This window comes from Rhodanobacter sp. Root480, assembly GCF_001426645.1.
Lineage (GTDB): Bacteria > Pseudomonadota > Gammaproteobacteria > Xanthomonadales > Rhodanobacteraceae > Rhodanobacter > Rhodanobacter ginsenosidimutans.
This window is the reverse complement of sequence record NZ_LMEX01000004.1, coordinates 1-14,841: the sequence shown is the minus strand read 5'-3', so window position 1 is coordinate 14,841 and position 14,841 is coordinate 1. Positions and strand designations below refer to the sequence as shown.

The 14,841-nt window shown below is 67.0% G+C and carries 16 protein-coding genes and 1 pseudogene; 15 read left to right on the top strand and 2 right to left on the bottom strand.

The annotated features are described in order from the left end of the window. The first annotated feature begins 75 nt into the window (after positions 1-75). From flhF to ASD22_RS14635, 10 genes are all read left to right on the top strand, one after another. A complete protein-coding gene (gene flhF / locus ASD22_RS14680) occupies positions 76-1,434 on the top strand; it encodes a flagellar biosynthesis protein FlhF (protein ID WP_056085225.1) in 1,359 nt (452 codons plus the stop codon). A 14-nt stretch (positions 1,435-1,448) separates the two neighbouring features. Then, positions 1,449-2,375 carry a MinD/ParA family protein gene (locus ASD22_RS14675; RefSeq protein ID WP_056085223.1) on the top strand — a complete coding sequence of 309 codons (927 nt, stop codon included), beginning with the start codon at positions 1,449-1,451 and terminating at the stop codon, positions 2,373-2,375. A gap of 1 nt (position 2,376) precedes the next feature. Next, on the top strand, positions 2,377-3,105 hold the full coding sequence (locus ASD22_RS14670) for an RNA polymerase sigma factor FliA (RefSeq protein WP_007080064.1): 729 nt from the start codon (positions 2,377-2,379) through the stop codon (positions 3,103-3,105). Between the two features lie 90 nt (positions 3,106-3,195). Next, a complete protein-coding gene (locus tag ASD22_RS14665; RefSeq protein WP_007080063.1) occupies positions 3,196-3,603 on the top strand; it encodes a chemotaxis response regulator CheY in 408 nt (135 codons plus the stop codon). Continuing rightward, positions 3,600-4,244 carry a protein phosphatase CheZ gene (locus ASD22_RS14660; protein WP_056085221.1) on the top strand — a complete coding sequence of 215 codons (645 nt, stop codon included), beginning with the start codon at positions 3,600-3,602 and terminating at the stop codon, positions 4,242-4,244. The genes ASD22_RS14665 and ASD22_RS14660 overlap by 4 nt, the downstream gene beginning before the upstream one ends. A gap of 12 nt (positions 4,245-4,256) precedes the next feature. Beyond that, positions 4,257-6,164, top strand: coding sequence for a chemotaxis protein CheA (locus tag ASD22_RS14655; protein WP_056085219.1), 1,908 nt, complete (start codon positions 4,257-4,259; stop codon positions 6,162-6,164). A 6-nt stretch (positions 6,165-6,170) separates the two neighbouring features. Beyond that, a complete protein-coding gene (locus ASD22_RS14650) occupies positions 6,171-6,911 on the top strand; it encodes a flagellar motor protein (protein ID WP_056085217.1) in 741 nt (246 codons plus the stop codon). After that, a complete protein-coding gene (motD, locus tag ASD22_RS14645; RefSeq protein WP_200946378.1) occupies positions 6,908-8,065 on the top strand; it encodes a flagellar motor protein MotD in 1,158 nt (385 codons plus the stop codon). The genes ASD22_RS14650 and motD overlap by 4 nt, the downstream gene beginning before the upstream one ends. Before the next feature lie 28 nt (positions 8,066-8,093). Then, complete coding sequence (locus ASD22_RS14640; RefSeq protein ID WP_056085213.1) at positions 8,094-8,573, top strand: chemotaxis protein CheW; 480 nt, start codon at positions 8,094-8,096, stop codon at positions 8,571-8,573. After that, positions 8,563-8,949, top strand: a complete 387-nt coding sequence (locus ASD22_RS14635; protein ID WP_056085575.1) for a DUF2802 domain-containing protein — start codon at positions 8,563-8,565, stop codon at positions 8,947-8,949. Before ASD22_RS14640 ends, ASD22_RS14635 begins: the two co-directional genes overlap by 11 nt. 143 nt (positions 8,950-9,092) lie before the next feature. On the opposite strand, the gene ASD22_RS14630 is transcribed toward ASD22_RS14635, so the two are convergent. Both ASD22_RS14630 and ASD22_RS14625 read right to left on the bottom strand, forming a co-directional pair. Then, positions 9,093-9,350, bottom strand: coding sequence for a hypothetical protein (locus ASD22_RS14630; protein WP_056085211.1), 258 nt, complete (start codon positions 9,348-9,350; stop codon positions 9,093-9,095). After that, complete coding sequence (locus ASD22_RS14625; protein ID WP_056085209.1) at positions 9,347-10,489, bottom strand: flagellar hook-length control protein FliK; 1,143 nt, start codon at positions 10,487-10,489, stop codon at positions 9,347-9,349. The genes ASD22_RS14630 and ASD22_RS14625 overlap by 4 nt, the downstream gene beginning before the upstream one ends. 175 nt (positions 10,490-10,664) lie before the next feature. Here ASD22_RS14625 and ASD22_RS14620 point away from each other — a divergent pair, with 175 nt between their 5' ends. From ASD22_RS14620 to ASD22_RS17055, 5 genes and pseudogenes are all read left to right on the top strand, one after another. Beyond that, positions 10,665-11,045 (top strand): STAS domain-containing protein, encoded by a 381-nt coding sequence (locus tag ASD22_RS14620; RefSeq protein WP_056085207.1) that lies wholly within the window; start codon positions 10,665-10,667, stop codon positions 11,043-11,045. Between the two features lie 14 nt (positions 11,046-11,059). Further along, the gene (locus ASD22_RS14615) at positions 11,060-11,422 is read left to right on the top strand and encodes a response regulator (protein ID WP_007080053.1); all 363 of its coding nucleotides are present in this window, start codon (positions 11,060-11,062) and stop codon (positions 11,420-11,422) included. A 4-nt stretch (positions 11,423-11,426) separates the two neighbouring features. Beyond that, entirely contained in the window at positions 11,427-13,445 is a 2,019-nt protein-coding gene (locus tag ASD22_RS14610; protein ID WP_056085205.1) for a chemotaxis protein CheA, read from the top strand. Positions 13,446-13,602: 157 nt separating this feature from the next. Beyond that, a pseudogene (locus ASD22_RS17060) lies at positions 13,603-14,350 on the top strand (cache domain-containing protein); the annotation flags it as partial. Position 14,351: 1 nt separating this feature from the next. Continuing rightward, on the top strand, positions 14,352-14,841 hold a 490-nt coding region (locus tag ASD22_RS17055; RefSeq protein ID WP_235577675.1), incomplete at both ends, for a methyl-accepting chemotaxis protein.

Sequence of the window (14,841 nt, the reverse complement as noted above, 5' to 3'; positions counted from 1 at the left end):
CGCGACGGGTCGCCACGCATCGGCTCTTGCCCATTCCCGATTCCCGATTCCCCATTCCCGTGTCCGGAGCACGCCATGAAGATCAAGCGTTTCGTTGCCAAGGACATGCGCCAGGCCATGCGCGAAGTGCGCGAGGAGCAGGGTCCCGATGCGGTGATCCTGTCCACCCGCCGGCTGGCCGAAGGCATCGAGGTCATCGCCGCCATCGACTACGACGAGGCGCTGATCCGCGAAGCCACGCGGCACAGTGTCATGCCGGCGCAGGAATCCGACGCCGTGCCCGCCGCAGTCGTCCCTGAGACGGCACCGGTCGAAATGGCACCGATAGCCGCTGTTGCCGCCGCACCGCGGCCGGTTGCGCCGCCGGTTCGTCCGCTCGCTGCGGTCAGCCCGGCTCCTTCCGCGATGCCGCCCCGGCCGTATCCGAGCCGCATGGAATCGCAGATCACGATGCCGCCGCTGGTGGCCGTGGATTCCGTCGCCGCCGCGCAGCAGGTGAACGATCGTACGGCGCAGGACACCGCCCGCCTTCGCGCCGAACTGGGCAGCATGCGCGAGATGCTGGAGATGCAGCTTTCCAGCCTGGCCTGGAACGACATGGACCGCCGCCAGCCGCAGCGCGCGCGGGTACTGCGCGAACTGACCCGGCTCGGCATCGAGGCCGACGTGGCGCGTGCGCTGGTTGCCGAACTTCCCGATCAATTGAGTGCCGAGCAGGCGCGCTACCTGCCGCTGGGCATGCTCAGCCGCAGCCTGGTGATCAGCGGGCGCGGCTTGTCCGACGCCGCCGGCGTGACCGCGCTGGTCGGCCCCACCGGCGTGGGCAAGACCACCACCATCGCCAAGCTGGCCGCGCGTGCCGTACTTCGCCATGGCGCCGACCAGGTGGCACTGATCAGCACCGACCATTACCGCATCGGCGCCGCCGCCCAACTCGAACATTACGGCCGGCTGCTCGGCGTGCGCGTGTATCCCGCGCATGACGTGGCCAGCCTGCGCAAGGTGCTCGGCCTGCTGCAGGGTCGCCAGACCGTGCTGGTGGATACTGCCGGCGTGGCCGGCAACGACCCGCGCATGGCCCAGCAGATGGACGTGCTTGCCGCCGCCGGCGGGTTGCGCGCCTGCCTGGTGCTGGCGGCGAATGCGCAGTCCGATGCGTTGGAACAAGCCATCCGCGCCTACGAACCGCTGGCGCCGCAGGCCTGCATTCTCACCAAGCTGGATGAGGCGCCCAGCCTCGGCGGCGCGCTGTCGGTGGTGATCCGCCACCGCTTGCCGCTCGACTACACCACCGATGGACAACGCGTGCCCGAGGACATTGCCGAGGCCAACGCGCGCACGCTGGTGTGCCGTGCCGCGCAATCGTTGAAAAGCAATGCGCCGGATGAGAGTCTGATGGCAGAACGGTTTGGCCTCGCGGTGGCCAGCGCATGAGTGGAGTATTTGCAATGGACCAGGCCTCCGGTCTGAAGAACCTGTTTTCCGCGATGGCAGGTGAACCCAATGGTCCGGCAGGCACGGGGCAGGGTGATGGCCTGCTCGAGATGCCGGGCAAGCCACGCCGGCGCTGCCGCGCCATCGCCGTCGCTGGTGGCAAGGGTGGCGTGGGCAAGAGCACCGTATCGGTGAACCTGGGCATGTCGCTGTCGATGGCCGGCCACGACGTGATGCTGCTGGATGCCGACATGGGCCTGGCCAATGTCGACGTGCTGCTCGGCCTCACGCCGTCGCGCCACATCGGCCACCTGCTCGATGGCGAGTGCGGGTTGGAAGACCTGATCCTGGAAGCGCCGCGCGGTTTGCGCGTGATTCCCGCCGGCTCCGGCGCACGCCGCCTGGCGCAGCTGGACAACGGCGAGCACGCGGCCGTCATCCGCGCGTTCGACGAACTGCCGCACCCGCCGCAGTACCTGCTGGTCGACACCGCCGCGGGGCTGTCCGACAGCGTGGCGATGTTTGCCGCCGCCACCGACGACGTGATGTTGGTGGTGTGCGATGAGCCCGCTTCCCTCACCGACGCTTACGCCATGATCAAGGTGCTCAGCCGCGACTTCGGCGTGCGCCGTTTCCGCATGGTCGCCAACATGGTGCGCAACGAGGGCGAGGCGCGCCAGCTGCACCAGAAGCTTTCGCGGGTGAGCGACCGTTTTCTCGACGTGGTGATCGATTTCACCGGGTGGGTGCCGCACGACGAGCGTCTGCGACAGGCCATCCGCCGCCAGTGCGCGGTGGTGGACCTGTGGCCATCGAGCCGTTCGGCAATGGCATTCAAGCAATTGGCAGGTGCGGTCGATACATGGGCAGAACCCGAACGCGCTGGCCATGGCCGCATCGCCTTCTTTGGCGGTCAGCCTGTGTCGTCAACGGGGTGGTGAGATGAACGTGGCATCGGAGTATCTGCAACATTCCCGCGAAAGCGCCGACGAACTGGTACGTCGGCATGCACCGCTGGTGCGACGCATCGCCTATCACCTGATGGGGCGGTTGCCGACCAGCGTTGACGTGGGCGACTTGATCCAGGCGGGAATGATCGGTTTGCTGGAAGCATCGCGCAATTACGCCCTCGACCGGGGCGCCAGCTTCGAGACGTATGCGGGCATCCGTATCCGTGGCGCCATGCTGGACGAGCTGCGGCGCACCGACTGGACCCCGCGCTCGGTGCATCGCAAGACCCGCGAAGTGGCCGAGGTGGTACGCCAGATCGAGGCCGAAACCGGCACCGAGGCGGAGGACGCCGAAGTGATGAAGCGCCTGGGCATCGGTGCCGAGGAATACCACCAGGTGCTGGCCGATGCGGCCTGCGCCCGGTTGCTGAGCCTCACCGCACCGGACGACGGCGAGGAGAGTGCCGCGCTCGACGTGGCCGACGAATCGGGCCTGAGCCCGGCGGACAGCATCGAACACCAGGGCATGCGCGATGCGCTGGCCGACGCGATCACGGGCTTGCCCGAGCGCGAGCAGCTGGTGATGTCGCTGTACTACGAGCAGGAATTGAACTTGAAGGAAATCGGCGCCGTGCTCGGCGTGAGCGAATCGCGCGTCTGCCAGATCCATGGCCAGGCGGTGATCCGGTTGCGCGCACGGCTGGGTGACTGGCGCGATTGAACACGCGATCAAGCGGGTACGACTGAACAAACGGCACCGGCGAACCAGGTCCGGTAGCTCGACCCGAAAAGCACAAACGGAGAACGTGGTTTGGACAAGAACATGAAAATCCTGGTGGTGGACGACTTCTCCACCATGCGGCGCATCGTCCGCAACCTGCTGGTCGAGCTGGGTTTCAGCAACCCGCTGATCCAGGAGGCCGACGATGGCGAGAACGCGCTGGTCATGTTGCGCAACCAGCCGTTCGACCTGGTCGTGACCGACTGGAACATGCCCAACATGACCGGCATCGACCTGTTGCGGGCGATCCGCGCCGAACCGGCCCTCAAGGGGCTGCCGGTGTTGATGGTCACCGCCGAGAACAACCGTGACCAGATCATCGCCGCCGCGCAGGCGGGCGTGAATGGCTACATCGTCAAGCCGTTCACCGCGGTCACCTTGAAAGAAAAGCTCGGCAAGATCTTCGAACGGATCGCTGCCGCCGGAGCCAATGCATGAACGCCATCCTGCCGTTGTTGAACGCGGAGAACCTGCCGCCCGAACTGCGCGACCTGCTCAACAGCCCTGACGGCCCCGCCTTCGAACAGGCGCTGGACGTGATGGTGCGCGACCGCGAGAAGCGGCTGTTCCGCGCGCTGGGCCAGCTGGCCCGTGACCTGCACGGCGCGATGAGCCGGCTCGGTGGCGAGCTGGCCAACGAAGGCATTCCGGGCAGCGTCGCCGACGCGCGCAAGCACCTCAATGACGTGCTGGAAATGAGTGCCCAGGCCGCCCATCGCAGCATCGACTTCGCCGAACGCATGCGCCCGGCCGCCGAATCGCTGGCCCACAACGCGAATGAGGTGCTGTCCTTCACCGACAGCAAGAGCGACCCGGCCGCGGTGTTGGCGCATGAGGCCCGCGATTTCGCGGTCAGCTGCAGCGAGGGCCTGACCGACATGGTGATGGCGCAGTCGTGGCAGGACCTGTCCGGCCAGCGCATCAAGAAGGTCGTCAACTTCATCGAGAGCGTGGAATCGTCCCTGCTTGAACTGGTGCGCCTCACCGGTGCGCTGGCAGGCAGCGAGGCGCCGGCCAGCGTGGTCAAGGTATCCAGCCAGGACGACGCCGATCGCCTGCTCAGCGAATTCGGGTTTTAAGGTGCGCCAGCCGTGACCGCAGAGTTCGACAACGAGCTGCGCCAGGATTTTCTGGTCGAAGCCGGTGAGCTGGTACAGGCGCTGGGCGAGCAGTTGATCGGACTGGAAGCGAACCCGCACGACAGCGAGTTGCTGAATGCGGTGTTCCGCGCCTTCCATACGGTCAAGGGCGGCGCGGGTTTCCTGGCGATCGAGCCGATGGTGCATCTGTGCCATCACGCCGAGGACCTGCTCAACGGCGCCCGCAACGGCGCCGTGATTCTCGATGCACCGTTGATGGATGCGCTGCTCGAAGCGCTGGACCTGCTCAACGACATGATGGCCGCGCTGGGCGCCGACGCGCCGCTGGCGATGCCGCCACCGGCCTTGCTGCAACGATTGAACCGCGCCGCGGCCACGCCGGTCGCCGCACCGGCACCCGTCGCGGCCCCGGTCGAGGCGAGCGGTGGCAACGCCGCCATCGACGACAGCGAGTTCGAGGCGCTGCTGGACAAGATGTATGGCAGCAACGCGCCCGGCACGGTCGAGCCGGCACCGGTCGCCGTCGCTCCGGTCGTGCCCGCGCCTTCATCCGGTAGCGCCATCGACGATGACGAATTCGAAGCCTTGCTGGATGCCTTGCACGGTCAGGGCGGCCAGCCCGGCGCGGCGCCTGCATCGGCGCCACCCGTCGTCGCCGTGCCCGCCCCGGCACCCGCGGCCGTGCCTGCACCGGCACCCGCACCCGCGCGTCATGCTGCTACGGCGGAAACCACCGTGCGTGTCGATACCGCGCGGCTGGATGCGTTGGTCAATCGCGCCGGTGAACTGGTGCTGGTGCGCAACCGCCTGCTCAGCCTCGCGGCGAACAGCGCGGACGAGGCGTTGGTGATCGCCGCCAATGAACTCGATCGTGTCGCCGATGAATTGCAGACCGCCGTACTCGGCATGCGCATGCAGCCGGTGGGGCGACTGTTCCAGCGTTTTCCGCGCATCGTGCGCGACCTGGCGCGCCAGCTCGGCAAGAACGTGGAGCTGGTGCTGGAAGGCGAGGGCACCGACCTCGATCGCAGCCTGGTCGAAGCGCTGGCCGATCCGCTGATCCACCTGCTGCGCAACGCGCTCGACCATGGTGTCGAGACACCCGACGAACGCAAGCGCACCGGCAAGCCCGACAAGGCGCGCGTGTGCCTGTCCGCCAGCCAGCGCGGCGAACACATCGTGATTTCCGTCAGCGACGATGGTCGCGGCATGGATGCGAACGTGCTGCGCCGCAAGGCGATCGAGAAGGGCCTGATCAGTACCGACGAGGCGGCGCGGCTGTCCGATGTCGAGTGCTACGAGCTGGTGTTCCGCCCCGGTTTCAGCACCGCCGCGGTGGTGTCCGACATCTCCGGCCGCGGCGTGGGCATGGATGTGGTCAAGACCCGCGTGGCGGAACTGGGTGGCAGCCTGAAGGTGCAATCGCGCCTCGGCCACGGCAGCGAACTCGAACTGAGTGTGCCGCTGACGCTGGCGATCCTGCGCGTGCTGATGGTGCGCGTGGGCGAGCGCCTGCTGGCGCTGCCGATGGGCAACGTCGAGGAAGTTTTCGAATTAAGTGCCGGGCAGGACCGCATGCTCGACGGCCGCATGGTGGCCAACCACCGTGGCCGCGCCTTGCCGCTGGCCGACCTGGCCGGCTGGACCGGCTCGGCGACGACCGCCGGCCGTCACGTGGTGGTGCTGCACATCGGCCATCTAAGGCTGGGTTGCCTGGTGCATGCGGTGCTCGGTCGCGAGGATGTCATGGTCAAACCACTGGGCCCGCTGTTCGAGGACGTCCCCGGCGTAGCCGGCGCCACGGTGACCGGCGATGGCCGGTTGGCGCTGGTGCTGGACCTGGCCGGCCTCGCCGACGAACGCGGGCAATTGCTCCCCTCATTGCGCGCGGTGGGTTGATACGACATGGATATGGTCAGCCTGATAGGCACAATTCTTGGCTTCGTCGTGATCATCCTCGGCACGGTGCTGAAGGGGTCCACGGTGGCGGCATTGTGGAACCCTGCGGCGTTCGTGATCGTGTTTTTCGGCACCCTCGCGGCGCTGCTGGTGCAGAACCAGGGCAAGGTGCTGAAGCATGCGTTGAAGATGATGTCGATGGTTTACAAGCCGCCGCGGCATCAGCCCGGCGACCTGATCAGCCGCATCATCGGCTGGAGCGAAATATCGCGCCGGCAGGGTCTGCTGGGGCTGGAGCCGCAGATCGAGGCCGAGTCCGATAGCTTCATCAGCAAGGGCCTGCAACTGCTCGTCGACGGTGGTGAGCCGGAGGCGATCCGCAGCGTGCTCGAGGTCGACCTGCAGACGCGCGAGGCCGTCGACCTGGCCGGCGCCAAGGTATACGAGAACGCCGGCATCTATTCGCCCACGCTGGGCATCATCGGCGCGGTGATGGGCCTGATGGCGGTGATGCAGAACCTGGCCGACCCAAGCAAGCTGGGCCACGGCATTGCCGCGGCGTTCGTGGCCACGATCTACGGCGTGGCGCTGGCCAACATGTTCATGCTGCCGATGTCCGCGCGGCTGAAGAGCCTGATCAACAAGCAGTCGCAGATGCGCGAGATCCTCATCGAAGGCCTGGTGTCCATCGCCCAGGGCGACAACCCGCGGCAGATCGAGGCGCGGCTGCAGGGCTACCTGCCGTGAGAAGGAAGCACCACGAGGAGCACATGAATCACGAGGCGTGGGCGATCCCCTATGCCGACCTGATGACGTTGCTGCTGGCGTTCTTCGTGGTGATGTATGCCGTCTCGGTGGTCAACGAGGGCAAGTACCGGGTGATGTCCGAGTCGATCGTGGAGGCGTTCAACGGCTCCAGTCACGTGATCGCGCCGATGCCCTCGACCAAGGTGCGCCCGCACAATATCCAGCCGGCCATCGCGGCGCCCGCCGGCCAGCCCGGTTCGTCGATCGTGCCGATCGCGGTGCCCATTCCGCCCCATCCGGTGCCGATGCACGGCGAGGGCCGTGGCGCGCATGCGGGTTTCAAGCAGGCCACCGCGCAGGAAAACCTGAAAGACATCGCCGAGCAGGTGCAGAAGGCGTTGCAGCCGTTGATCGACAAGCAGCAGGTGGTGCTGCGTCGCACCGAGGACTGGCTGGAAATCGAGATCCGCACCGACATCCTGTTTCCCAGCGGCGTGGCCGAACTCGCGCCCTCGGCCAGCGCGATCCTGCGCAGCCTGTCGGGGATCCTCGCGCCGTTCGCCAACCCGTTGCGGGTGGAGGGCTACACCGACGACGTGCCCATCCGCACCATGCTCTATCCCTCCAACTGGGAGCTGTCGGCGGCGCGTGCCGCCACCGTCGCGCGGCTGTTTTCCGAGCACGGCGTCAATCCCGACCGGTTGGGCATCATCGGCTGGGGCGAGGTGCGCCCGGCGGCCGACAACAGCACGCCGGAGGGGCGCAACCTCAACCGGCGCGTGCTGGTGGTGGTCTTGAGTGATCACAATGCGCCGAGCCGGTTCTACACCGATTCGCCCAAACTCGAAGCCGCCCACGCTGACGAGCCAAGCGTTGTCATGGCCGCCTCCGCGATACCCGGCGAGCTGCCCACGGCACGCGTCACCGCCGCCAGCGACGCGGCGGCCGACGGCGAAGTCCCCGCGGCGCAGGCCGCTGGCCCTACACTGCGCCAGGTGGTGGTTGCGACCGCCGTCGAAACCCCGTCCGCTGGAGGCGCCGCAGACACGGTGGTGCCGGCACCGACGGCGGCCGGGGTGCGGGTGCCCACGGCCAGCGCCGCCCCGATGGGCGGGGCACCGCGGCGCAATCCACCGGCTGCACCTCTTCATTGATGGCGTCCCGCAACGCTGGAGTACACGCATGAATGCCGTTGCCACCACGTCCGAACCGAACTCCGGGCATTGGCTGTCGTTCCAGATCGGCAGCCAGCTGTACGCGGCGCCGCTGGTCGAGGTGAGCGAGGTGATCCGGGCCGGTGAACTGACCCCGGTGCCCGGTTCCGCACCCGATCTGCTGGGTATCCGGCATCTGCGCGGGCGCATCGTGCCGGTGCTCGATGGCCGCCTGCGGCTGGGCCTTCCCGCTTCGCCCGCCGCCGATCCGGCGCAAGTGCGCGTGGTGATGCTGTCGCACGGCAGCCATCAGGTTGGCCTGCGGGTCGATGAGGTGGGCGAATTGCTGAACACCGACGGCACCGAGATCGCACCGCCGCCGCCCGATCGCGCCAGCCGCCATGATGACCCGGTCAGCGGCATCCTCAACTGGCAGGGCGGCTTCGTGGCCCTGCTCGACGTGCGTCGCCTGTGCCGGCTCAGCGGGGAGAGCGATGATGCTGCTTGAGATCGCCGTCGTCGTACTGCTGGTGTTGGCGGTGATCCAGTGCGCGCTGCTGGTGCTGGCAAGGCGCGAGGTGCGCCAGTTGCAGCAGCAGCTTGAGCCCATGCGCCAGGACATCGCCACGCTGTCGCAACAGCTGGCGCACATCGGCCACACCGACGTGCCGACATCGATGCTGGTTACGGCGCTGGGCCGGATGGAGCGACGCATGGGCCTGCTGGAACAGAAGCAGCCCGTGGCGCCGCAAAGCACCGGCTCGTACGAATTGGCACAGCAACTGGCCCGGCAAGGCGCCGACGTCGACGAACTGGTGGCGCGCTGCGGCGTCACCCACGCCGAAGCCCTGCTGATCCGGCAAATGCAGACCGCCGGTCACTGAGGCAGGTCCCGCCGGTAGGAGCGTTCCCTGTGCGCGAGCTCTTTGCGGGATTCGGGATGACCAGACATTCGTCTGTTGAAAGCCGGGATTCGCAAAAGCATCGCCCGCAGGGTGCGCTCCTGCAAAAGTCGCGGCCGGGTGAGCTATTCCTCGGCGGCGTCGTAGACCGCGGCGAGTACTGAAGCAGCGGAGGCGTAGAGCAGCGTCGGTACGTCGTCGCGCATGCGCAGGGCGGCCAGCAGGGCCGCGATCTGCGGGTCGTGGTGAACGGGCAGGCCCAGCATGCGGGCGCGGGCGAGCAGCGTTTCCAGCGATTCGGGCGGCATCGCCCTGGTTTCGCTCGCGCTGTTGCCCAGGCGCAGGCTGACCTTGCGCTGTGGCGGCGGCAACGGCGTGTTCATGCGGTGGCCTGCAGCAGCAGGGCGCTGTGCCGACCGGGTGGTTGCGGCATGCCCACCTGGCAACTGAGCTGATCCAGCAATACGCCGCAGGCGGCCAGGCGCTGCTTCAACGGCGTGAACTGGCGTTCCAGCTTGTGCGCGGTTTCCGCGTGTTCGGCCCACAGTCGTACCGACAGGCGCGGTTCGCGCAACTGCAGTTCGCCCTGCACCGGGCCCAGCGCCGGCAGGTCCAGCGCGAAGCCCAGGGTCCAGCCCTGGCTGCCTTCGGCGGCGTCGTTGACGAACTCCAGTTGCACCTGCAGCACGTCGCGGCCGTCCTTGCCCTCCAGCGGAATCTCGATCATCCAGGCGGGCAGCGGGCCGGCGTCCAGTTGCGCCACTTCCACCCGCGCCAGCGCGGCCTTGACGTCGCCGTGCAGCCGGTTGATCAGTGGCTCGACATCGTTGTCGACGGCAAGCTGCGGCAACGGCAGCCGGGGTTGTGCCTGGACGCCGCGTTGCAGCAGCGGCGGCGCGGTGTCGCTGCGGTTGGGTGCGGGCGGTGCGGCCGCGCGCTGGTCGAGCAGGCCGGCCAGGCGCAGCAAGGCACCTTTCCAGTCATCCTGGGCCAGCGCCGGATGGTTGCCCTGCGGTTGCGCCAGCCGCGATTCGAAGAACAGCCCGCTCTGGTTGATCGCCTCGCGCAGGCCTTCGCCGCGGGTAACGTCCGCCGGCGTGCGGACGGATTGTTCAAGCAAGGCCAGCGCCGTGCGCAGGGCCGGCGGCAACTGGCGCACCACGGGCCGCTGCGCCAGTGCGCCCAGCGTGGCCAGCAGCGGTGCGTAGCCATTCTGCTGTGGCAGCCGCTCGCGCAGCGCACGTTGGACGGCGGGGTCGGCGGTCGGTTGGGATGACAATATTTCGAGCTGGGGCTGTGCCCCGAGGCTCAATACCCGTACCTGGAATTGCGGCGGCAGCTGGCCGCTCGGCACATCCGCCTGCACGGTCGCGGCGCCTACCTGCATCACCAGCAGCCCCTGCGGATCCACGCCAAGCGGCCGCGCCGACAGCACGGTGCCGATGCGCCAGCTTTGCGCGGTGGTACCGGCGGCGGCGCCGGCCCATGTGAGCGCGGCAAGGCTGGTGGGCTGGATGATCAAGAGAAGTCCTGGCAGTGGCGGACGGCATTCGGATGGAGTCGTCTCGAAGGGCATCGGCCACCTCCGGGGAAACTTGAGCTCGATTTATTGTGACGGAGCGCACTCATTGGCGCTCAAGCGATCGCCGCCACCGCCGATAAGCCAAACATCGATACGGAAGAGCGGGCGGTTCGACATGGCTGGCAAGCGGACAAGGCAGAAAGGGCAGGGCGGCGCCGCCAATCCGGGTGCTCCCGAAGCGCCGGCGGTCGAGGTGGCAGACGAGGTTGCCGCGCCGTTGACCCTGGCACTGCCGGCGGATTTCCGCATCGCGGCCCAGGCCGCGTTCAAGCAGCAACTGATCGACGCGCTGGACCATGACGCCATCGTGCTGGACGGCGCTGCGGTGGAGCGTGTGGATACCGCTGCGCTGCAGTTGCTGGTGGTGTTCCAGCGCGAGCTCGATGCACGCCAGCGCGCGCCCAGCTGGCAATCGGCCAGCACCGTCCTGACTGAAGCGGCCGAGGTGCTCGGCCTGACACAGACTTTGAAAATGCCAGCCCCCGAGCTGGCCTGAACCGAGGTAGCAGCATGGCAAAGATTCTCGCGGTAGACGATTCGGCTTCGATGCGCGGCATGGTGGCTTTCACCCTGCGTGGCGCCGGCCATGAAGTGGCCGAAGCCGAAAACGGCCAGCTGGCGCTGGACGTGGCGCGTGGCTCCAGTTTCGACCTGGTGCTGGCCGACGTGAACATGCCGGTGATGGACGGCATCGCGATGGTGCGCGAGCTGCGTGCGATGGACGCCTACAAGGGCGTGCCGATCCTGATGCTGACCACCGAATCGCATACCGAGAAGAAGATGGAAGGCAAGGCCGCCGGTGCCACCGGCTGGCTGGTCAAGCCGTTCGATCCCGAACAGCTGCTGGCTACCGTCAAGCGCGTGCTGGGCTGAAACGATGAGTTCGGTCGACCTGACACAGTTCCACAAGACCTTTTTCGAGGAGAGTCTTGAAGGGCTCGACGCGATGGAAGCGGCGTTGCTGGCGCTGGATTCGGGCTCGACCGACGGCGAACTGGTGCACACCATCTTTCGTGCCGCCCATTCCATCAAGGGCGGCGCCGCCACGTTCGGTTTCACCGACGTGGCGGCGTTCACCCACGTGGCCGAATCGCTGCTGGAAGAGGTACGCAGCGAACGCCGCAGCATTGATACCGAATTGATCGACCTGCTGCTGCGCTCGGTCGATTGCCTGCGCGGCATGCTGGCGCGCTCGCGCAGCGGCCAGCCCGTGGCCAACGCTGAGAGCGAAGCCTTGCGCGGCGAACTGGTGCGCCTGGTCAGTGGCGAGACTGCGGTGGCGGTGGTTGCCGCGGCGGCGCCCAAGGCGGTGGTCACCGGCTGGGATATCGACTTCTCCGCGCTGCCGCACCTGCTGCAGACGGGCAACGAGCCGCTGCGCGTATTCCGCGAGCTGCAACAGCTCGGTCGGCTCGAAGTGCTGCGTGCTTTCCTGGTCGATGGCGCACCGGCGCAACTGGCCGATTTCGATCCCACGACGTGCTACCTCGGCTGGCAGCTGCGCCTGCATGGCGACGTGGCCCGTGCCGACGTGGATGCCGTGTTCGACTGGCTCGACGGCGACTGCGTGCTGGCGATCAAGCCGCTGGATGTGGCACCCGTGGCGGCGACCAGCGAAGCGTCGGCACCTGCCGCGCCCGCTGCCGCGCCAGTCCCGGCGGCGGCCACGAAGGGAGCGGTTCGCGATACGGCGGTGGCATCCAGTGAAGGCAGCTCGATCCGTGTGGGCATCGACAAGGTCGACGCCCTGATCAACATGATGGGCGAGCTGGTGATCACCCAGTCCATGCTCAGCGACATCGGTGAAAAGTTCGACATGTCGCAGCTGGAGCGCCTGCGCGAAGGCCTGGTGCAACTGGAGCGCAACACGCGCGAGTTGCAGGAAAGCGTGATGCGCATCCGCATGCTGTCGATCGCGTCGGTGTTCAACCGCTTCCCGCGGCTGGTGCGCGATCTGGAGCGCAAGCTCGGCAAGCAGGTGCGGCTGGAACTGCACGGCGAAAACACCGAGCTGGACAAGACGGTGCTGGAGAAGATCGGCGATCCGCTGGTGCACTTGGTGCGCAACGCGATCGACCACGGCCTGGAATCGCCCGAGAAGCGCAAGGCTGCAGGCAAGTCCGAAACCGGCACACTGAAACTCAATGCGTACCACGAAGGCGGCAACATCGTGGTGCAGATCAGCGACGACGGCGCCGGACTCAACCATGCTGCCATCGTCGCCAAGGCGCAGCAGCGCGGCCTGATCGCCGCGGGGCAGGAGTTGAGCGATGCCGAGGTGGCGGAGCTGATTTTCCAGCCCGGCTTCTCCACCGCCGCGCAAGCCACCGACCTTTCCGGCCGCGGCGTCGGCATGGACGTGGTCCGCCGCAACGTGCGTGATCTGGGTGGCACCGTCGGCGTGCGCAGCGTCACTGGCAAGGGCAGCACCTTCACCATCGCCTTGCCGCTGACGTTGGCGATCATCGACGGCCTGGTCACCGCAGTGGGCGACGAACGCTACATCGTGCCGTTGATCTCCATCGTCGAATCGCTGCGCCTGAAGGCCGATACGGTGCGCAACATCGCCGGCGGTGGTGAGGTGTTCCTGTTCCGCGACGAGTACCTGCCGATGATGCGGCTGTACAAGGCATTCGGTTGCGCCGATGCCGTCAGCAGCATCGAGAACGGCATCGTGGTGGTGGTGGAAGAGGAAGGCCGTCGCGTGGGCCTGCTGGTGGACGACCTGCTCGGCCAGCAACAAGCGGTGGTGAAATCGCTGGAGGCGCATTACCAGCGCGTGCAGGGCATTTCCGGCGCCACCATCCTCAGCGATGGCTCGGTGGCGTTGATCGTGGATGTAAGTGGAGTAGTACGGCTCGGCCAGAGCCAGGGGCAGCGCCGGAAAGCAGCCTGACATTCAACCGGTGAGGGCGGACGCGCGGGGAATACCCGTCACACCGCCGGAAACGTTTCCAGATACCCGGCGCATCGGCGCCGATACCGTCAGCAGGTCGCGATGCGGCCGGCTGGCACCTTCCTTCGCGTTATTTGCTGTTTCTGAGGTTCGTGTCATGTCGTTCCCGAAACGCTGGTCGTTCAGCCGCCTGAGCCTCAATGCACGGGTGGTGCTCGTGGTCGTGGTGGTGATCGCAGGATTGATCGGCCTCACCGTGATGAATGCCTTCGAGAGTCGCGCGCTGCAGATGAACGGCCTGCAGAACACGCTGCGCAGCGAGGTGCAGACGGCGATTGCGGTGGCCACCAGCTTCCATGACCGGGCTGGCAAGGGCGAATTCAGCGAGGCGGAGGCGCAGCGCCTCGCGCTGGCCCAGATCCATCAGATGCGGTGGGACGACGGCGCGGGGTACGTGTTCGCGTTCGATGCCAACTATGTCCTGACCCTGCACCCGGTATGGCTGGACAAGCTGGGCAAGAGCGTTCGCGACGAAACCGACCCGCACGGCCATACGCTGTTCCAGTCGATGCATGACGCCGATCTGCGTGATGGCCACGGTGTCACCCGGTACGACTGGCTCAAGCCCAGTACCGGCAAAGTCGTTGGCAAGATCACCTACTCGCAGCTGTTCAAGCCCTGGGGCATGCACTTTGGTGCCGGTGCCTATTTCGACGATATCGACGCGCAGTTCCAGCACTCGTTGATGGTGAACCTGGCCAAGGCGGGCCTGGTGGCCTTGCTAGTGATCCTGCTGGTGTGGTTGTCGATGCGCAGCATCCGGCAGAGCATCGGTGGCGAGCCGGATTTCGCGGTGAAGATGGCCTCGCGCATCGCCGATGGCGACCTGGTCATCGACGATGAAANCGATGCGCAGCATCCGGCAGAGCATCGGTGGCGAGCCGGATTTCGCGGTGAAGATGGCCTCGCGCATCGCCGATGGCGACCTGGTCATCGACGATGAAAAGACCTTCGCCAGCGGCAGCCTGCTCGACGCGCTGGCGCGGATGCGGCTGCGGCTGACCACCATCGTGGGTGAAGTGCAGCACGGTTCGCAGGCAGTCAGCACGGCGGCGCACCAGATTGCCAAGGGCAATGACGACCTCAGCCAGCGCACACAGGAGCAGGCGTCCAGCCTGGAGGAAACTGCCGCCTCGATGGAGGAAATGACCTCCACCGTGAAGCAGAACGCGGAGAACGCCAGCCACGCCAACCAGCTGGCCCGCGGCGCGCGCGAGCAGGCCGAGCACGGCGGTGAGGTGGCGGCGCGGGCGGTCGAAGCCATGGGCGAGATCAACGCCTCCAGCCGCAAGATCGCCGACATCGTGGGCCTGATCGACGAGATCGCGTTCCAGAC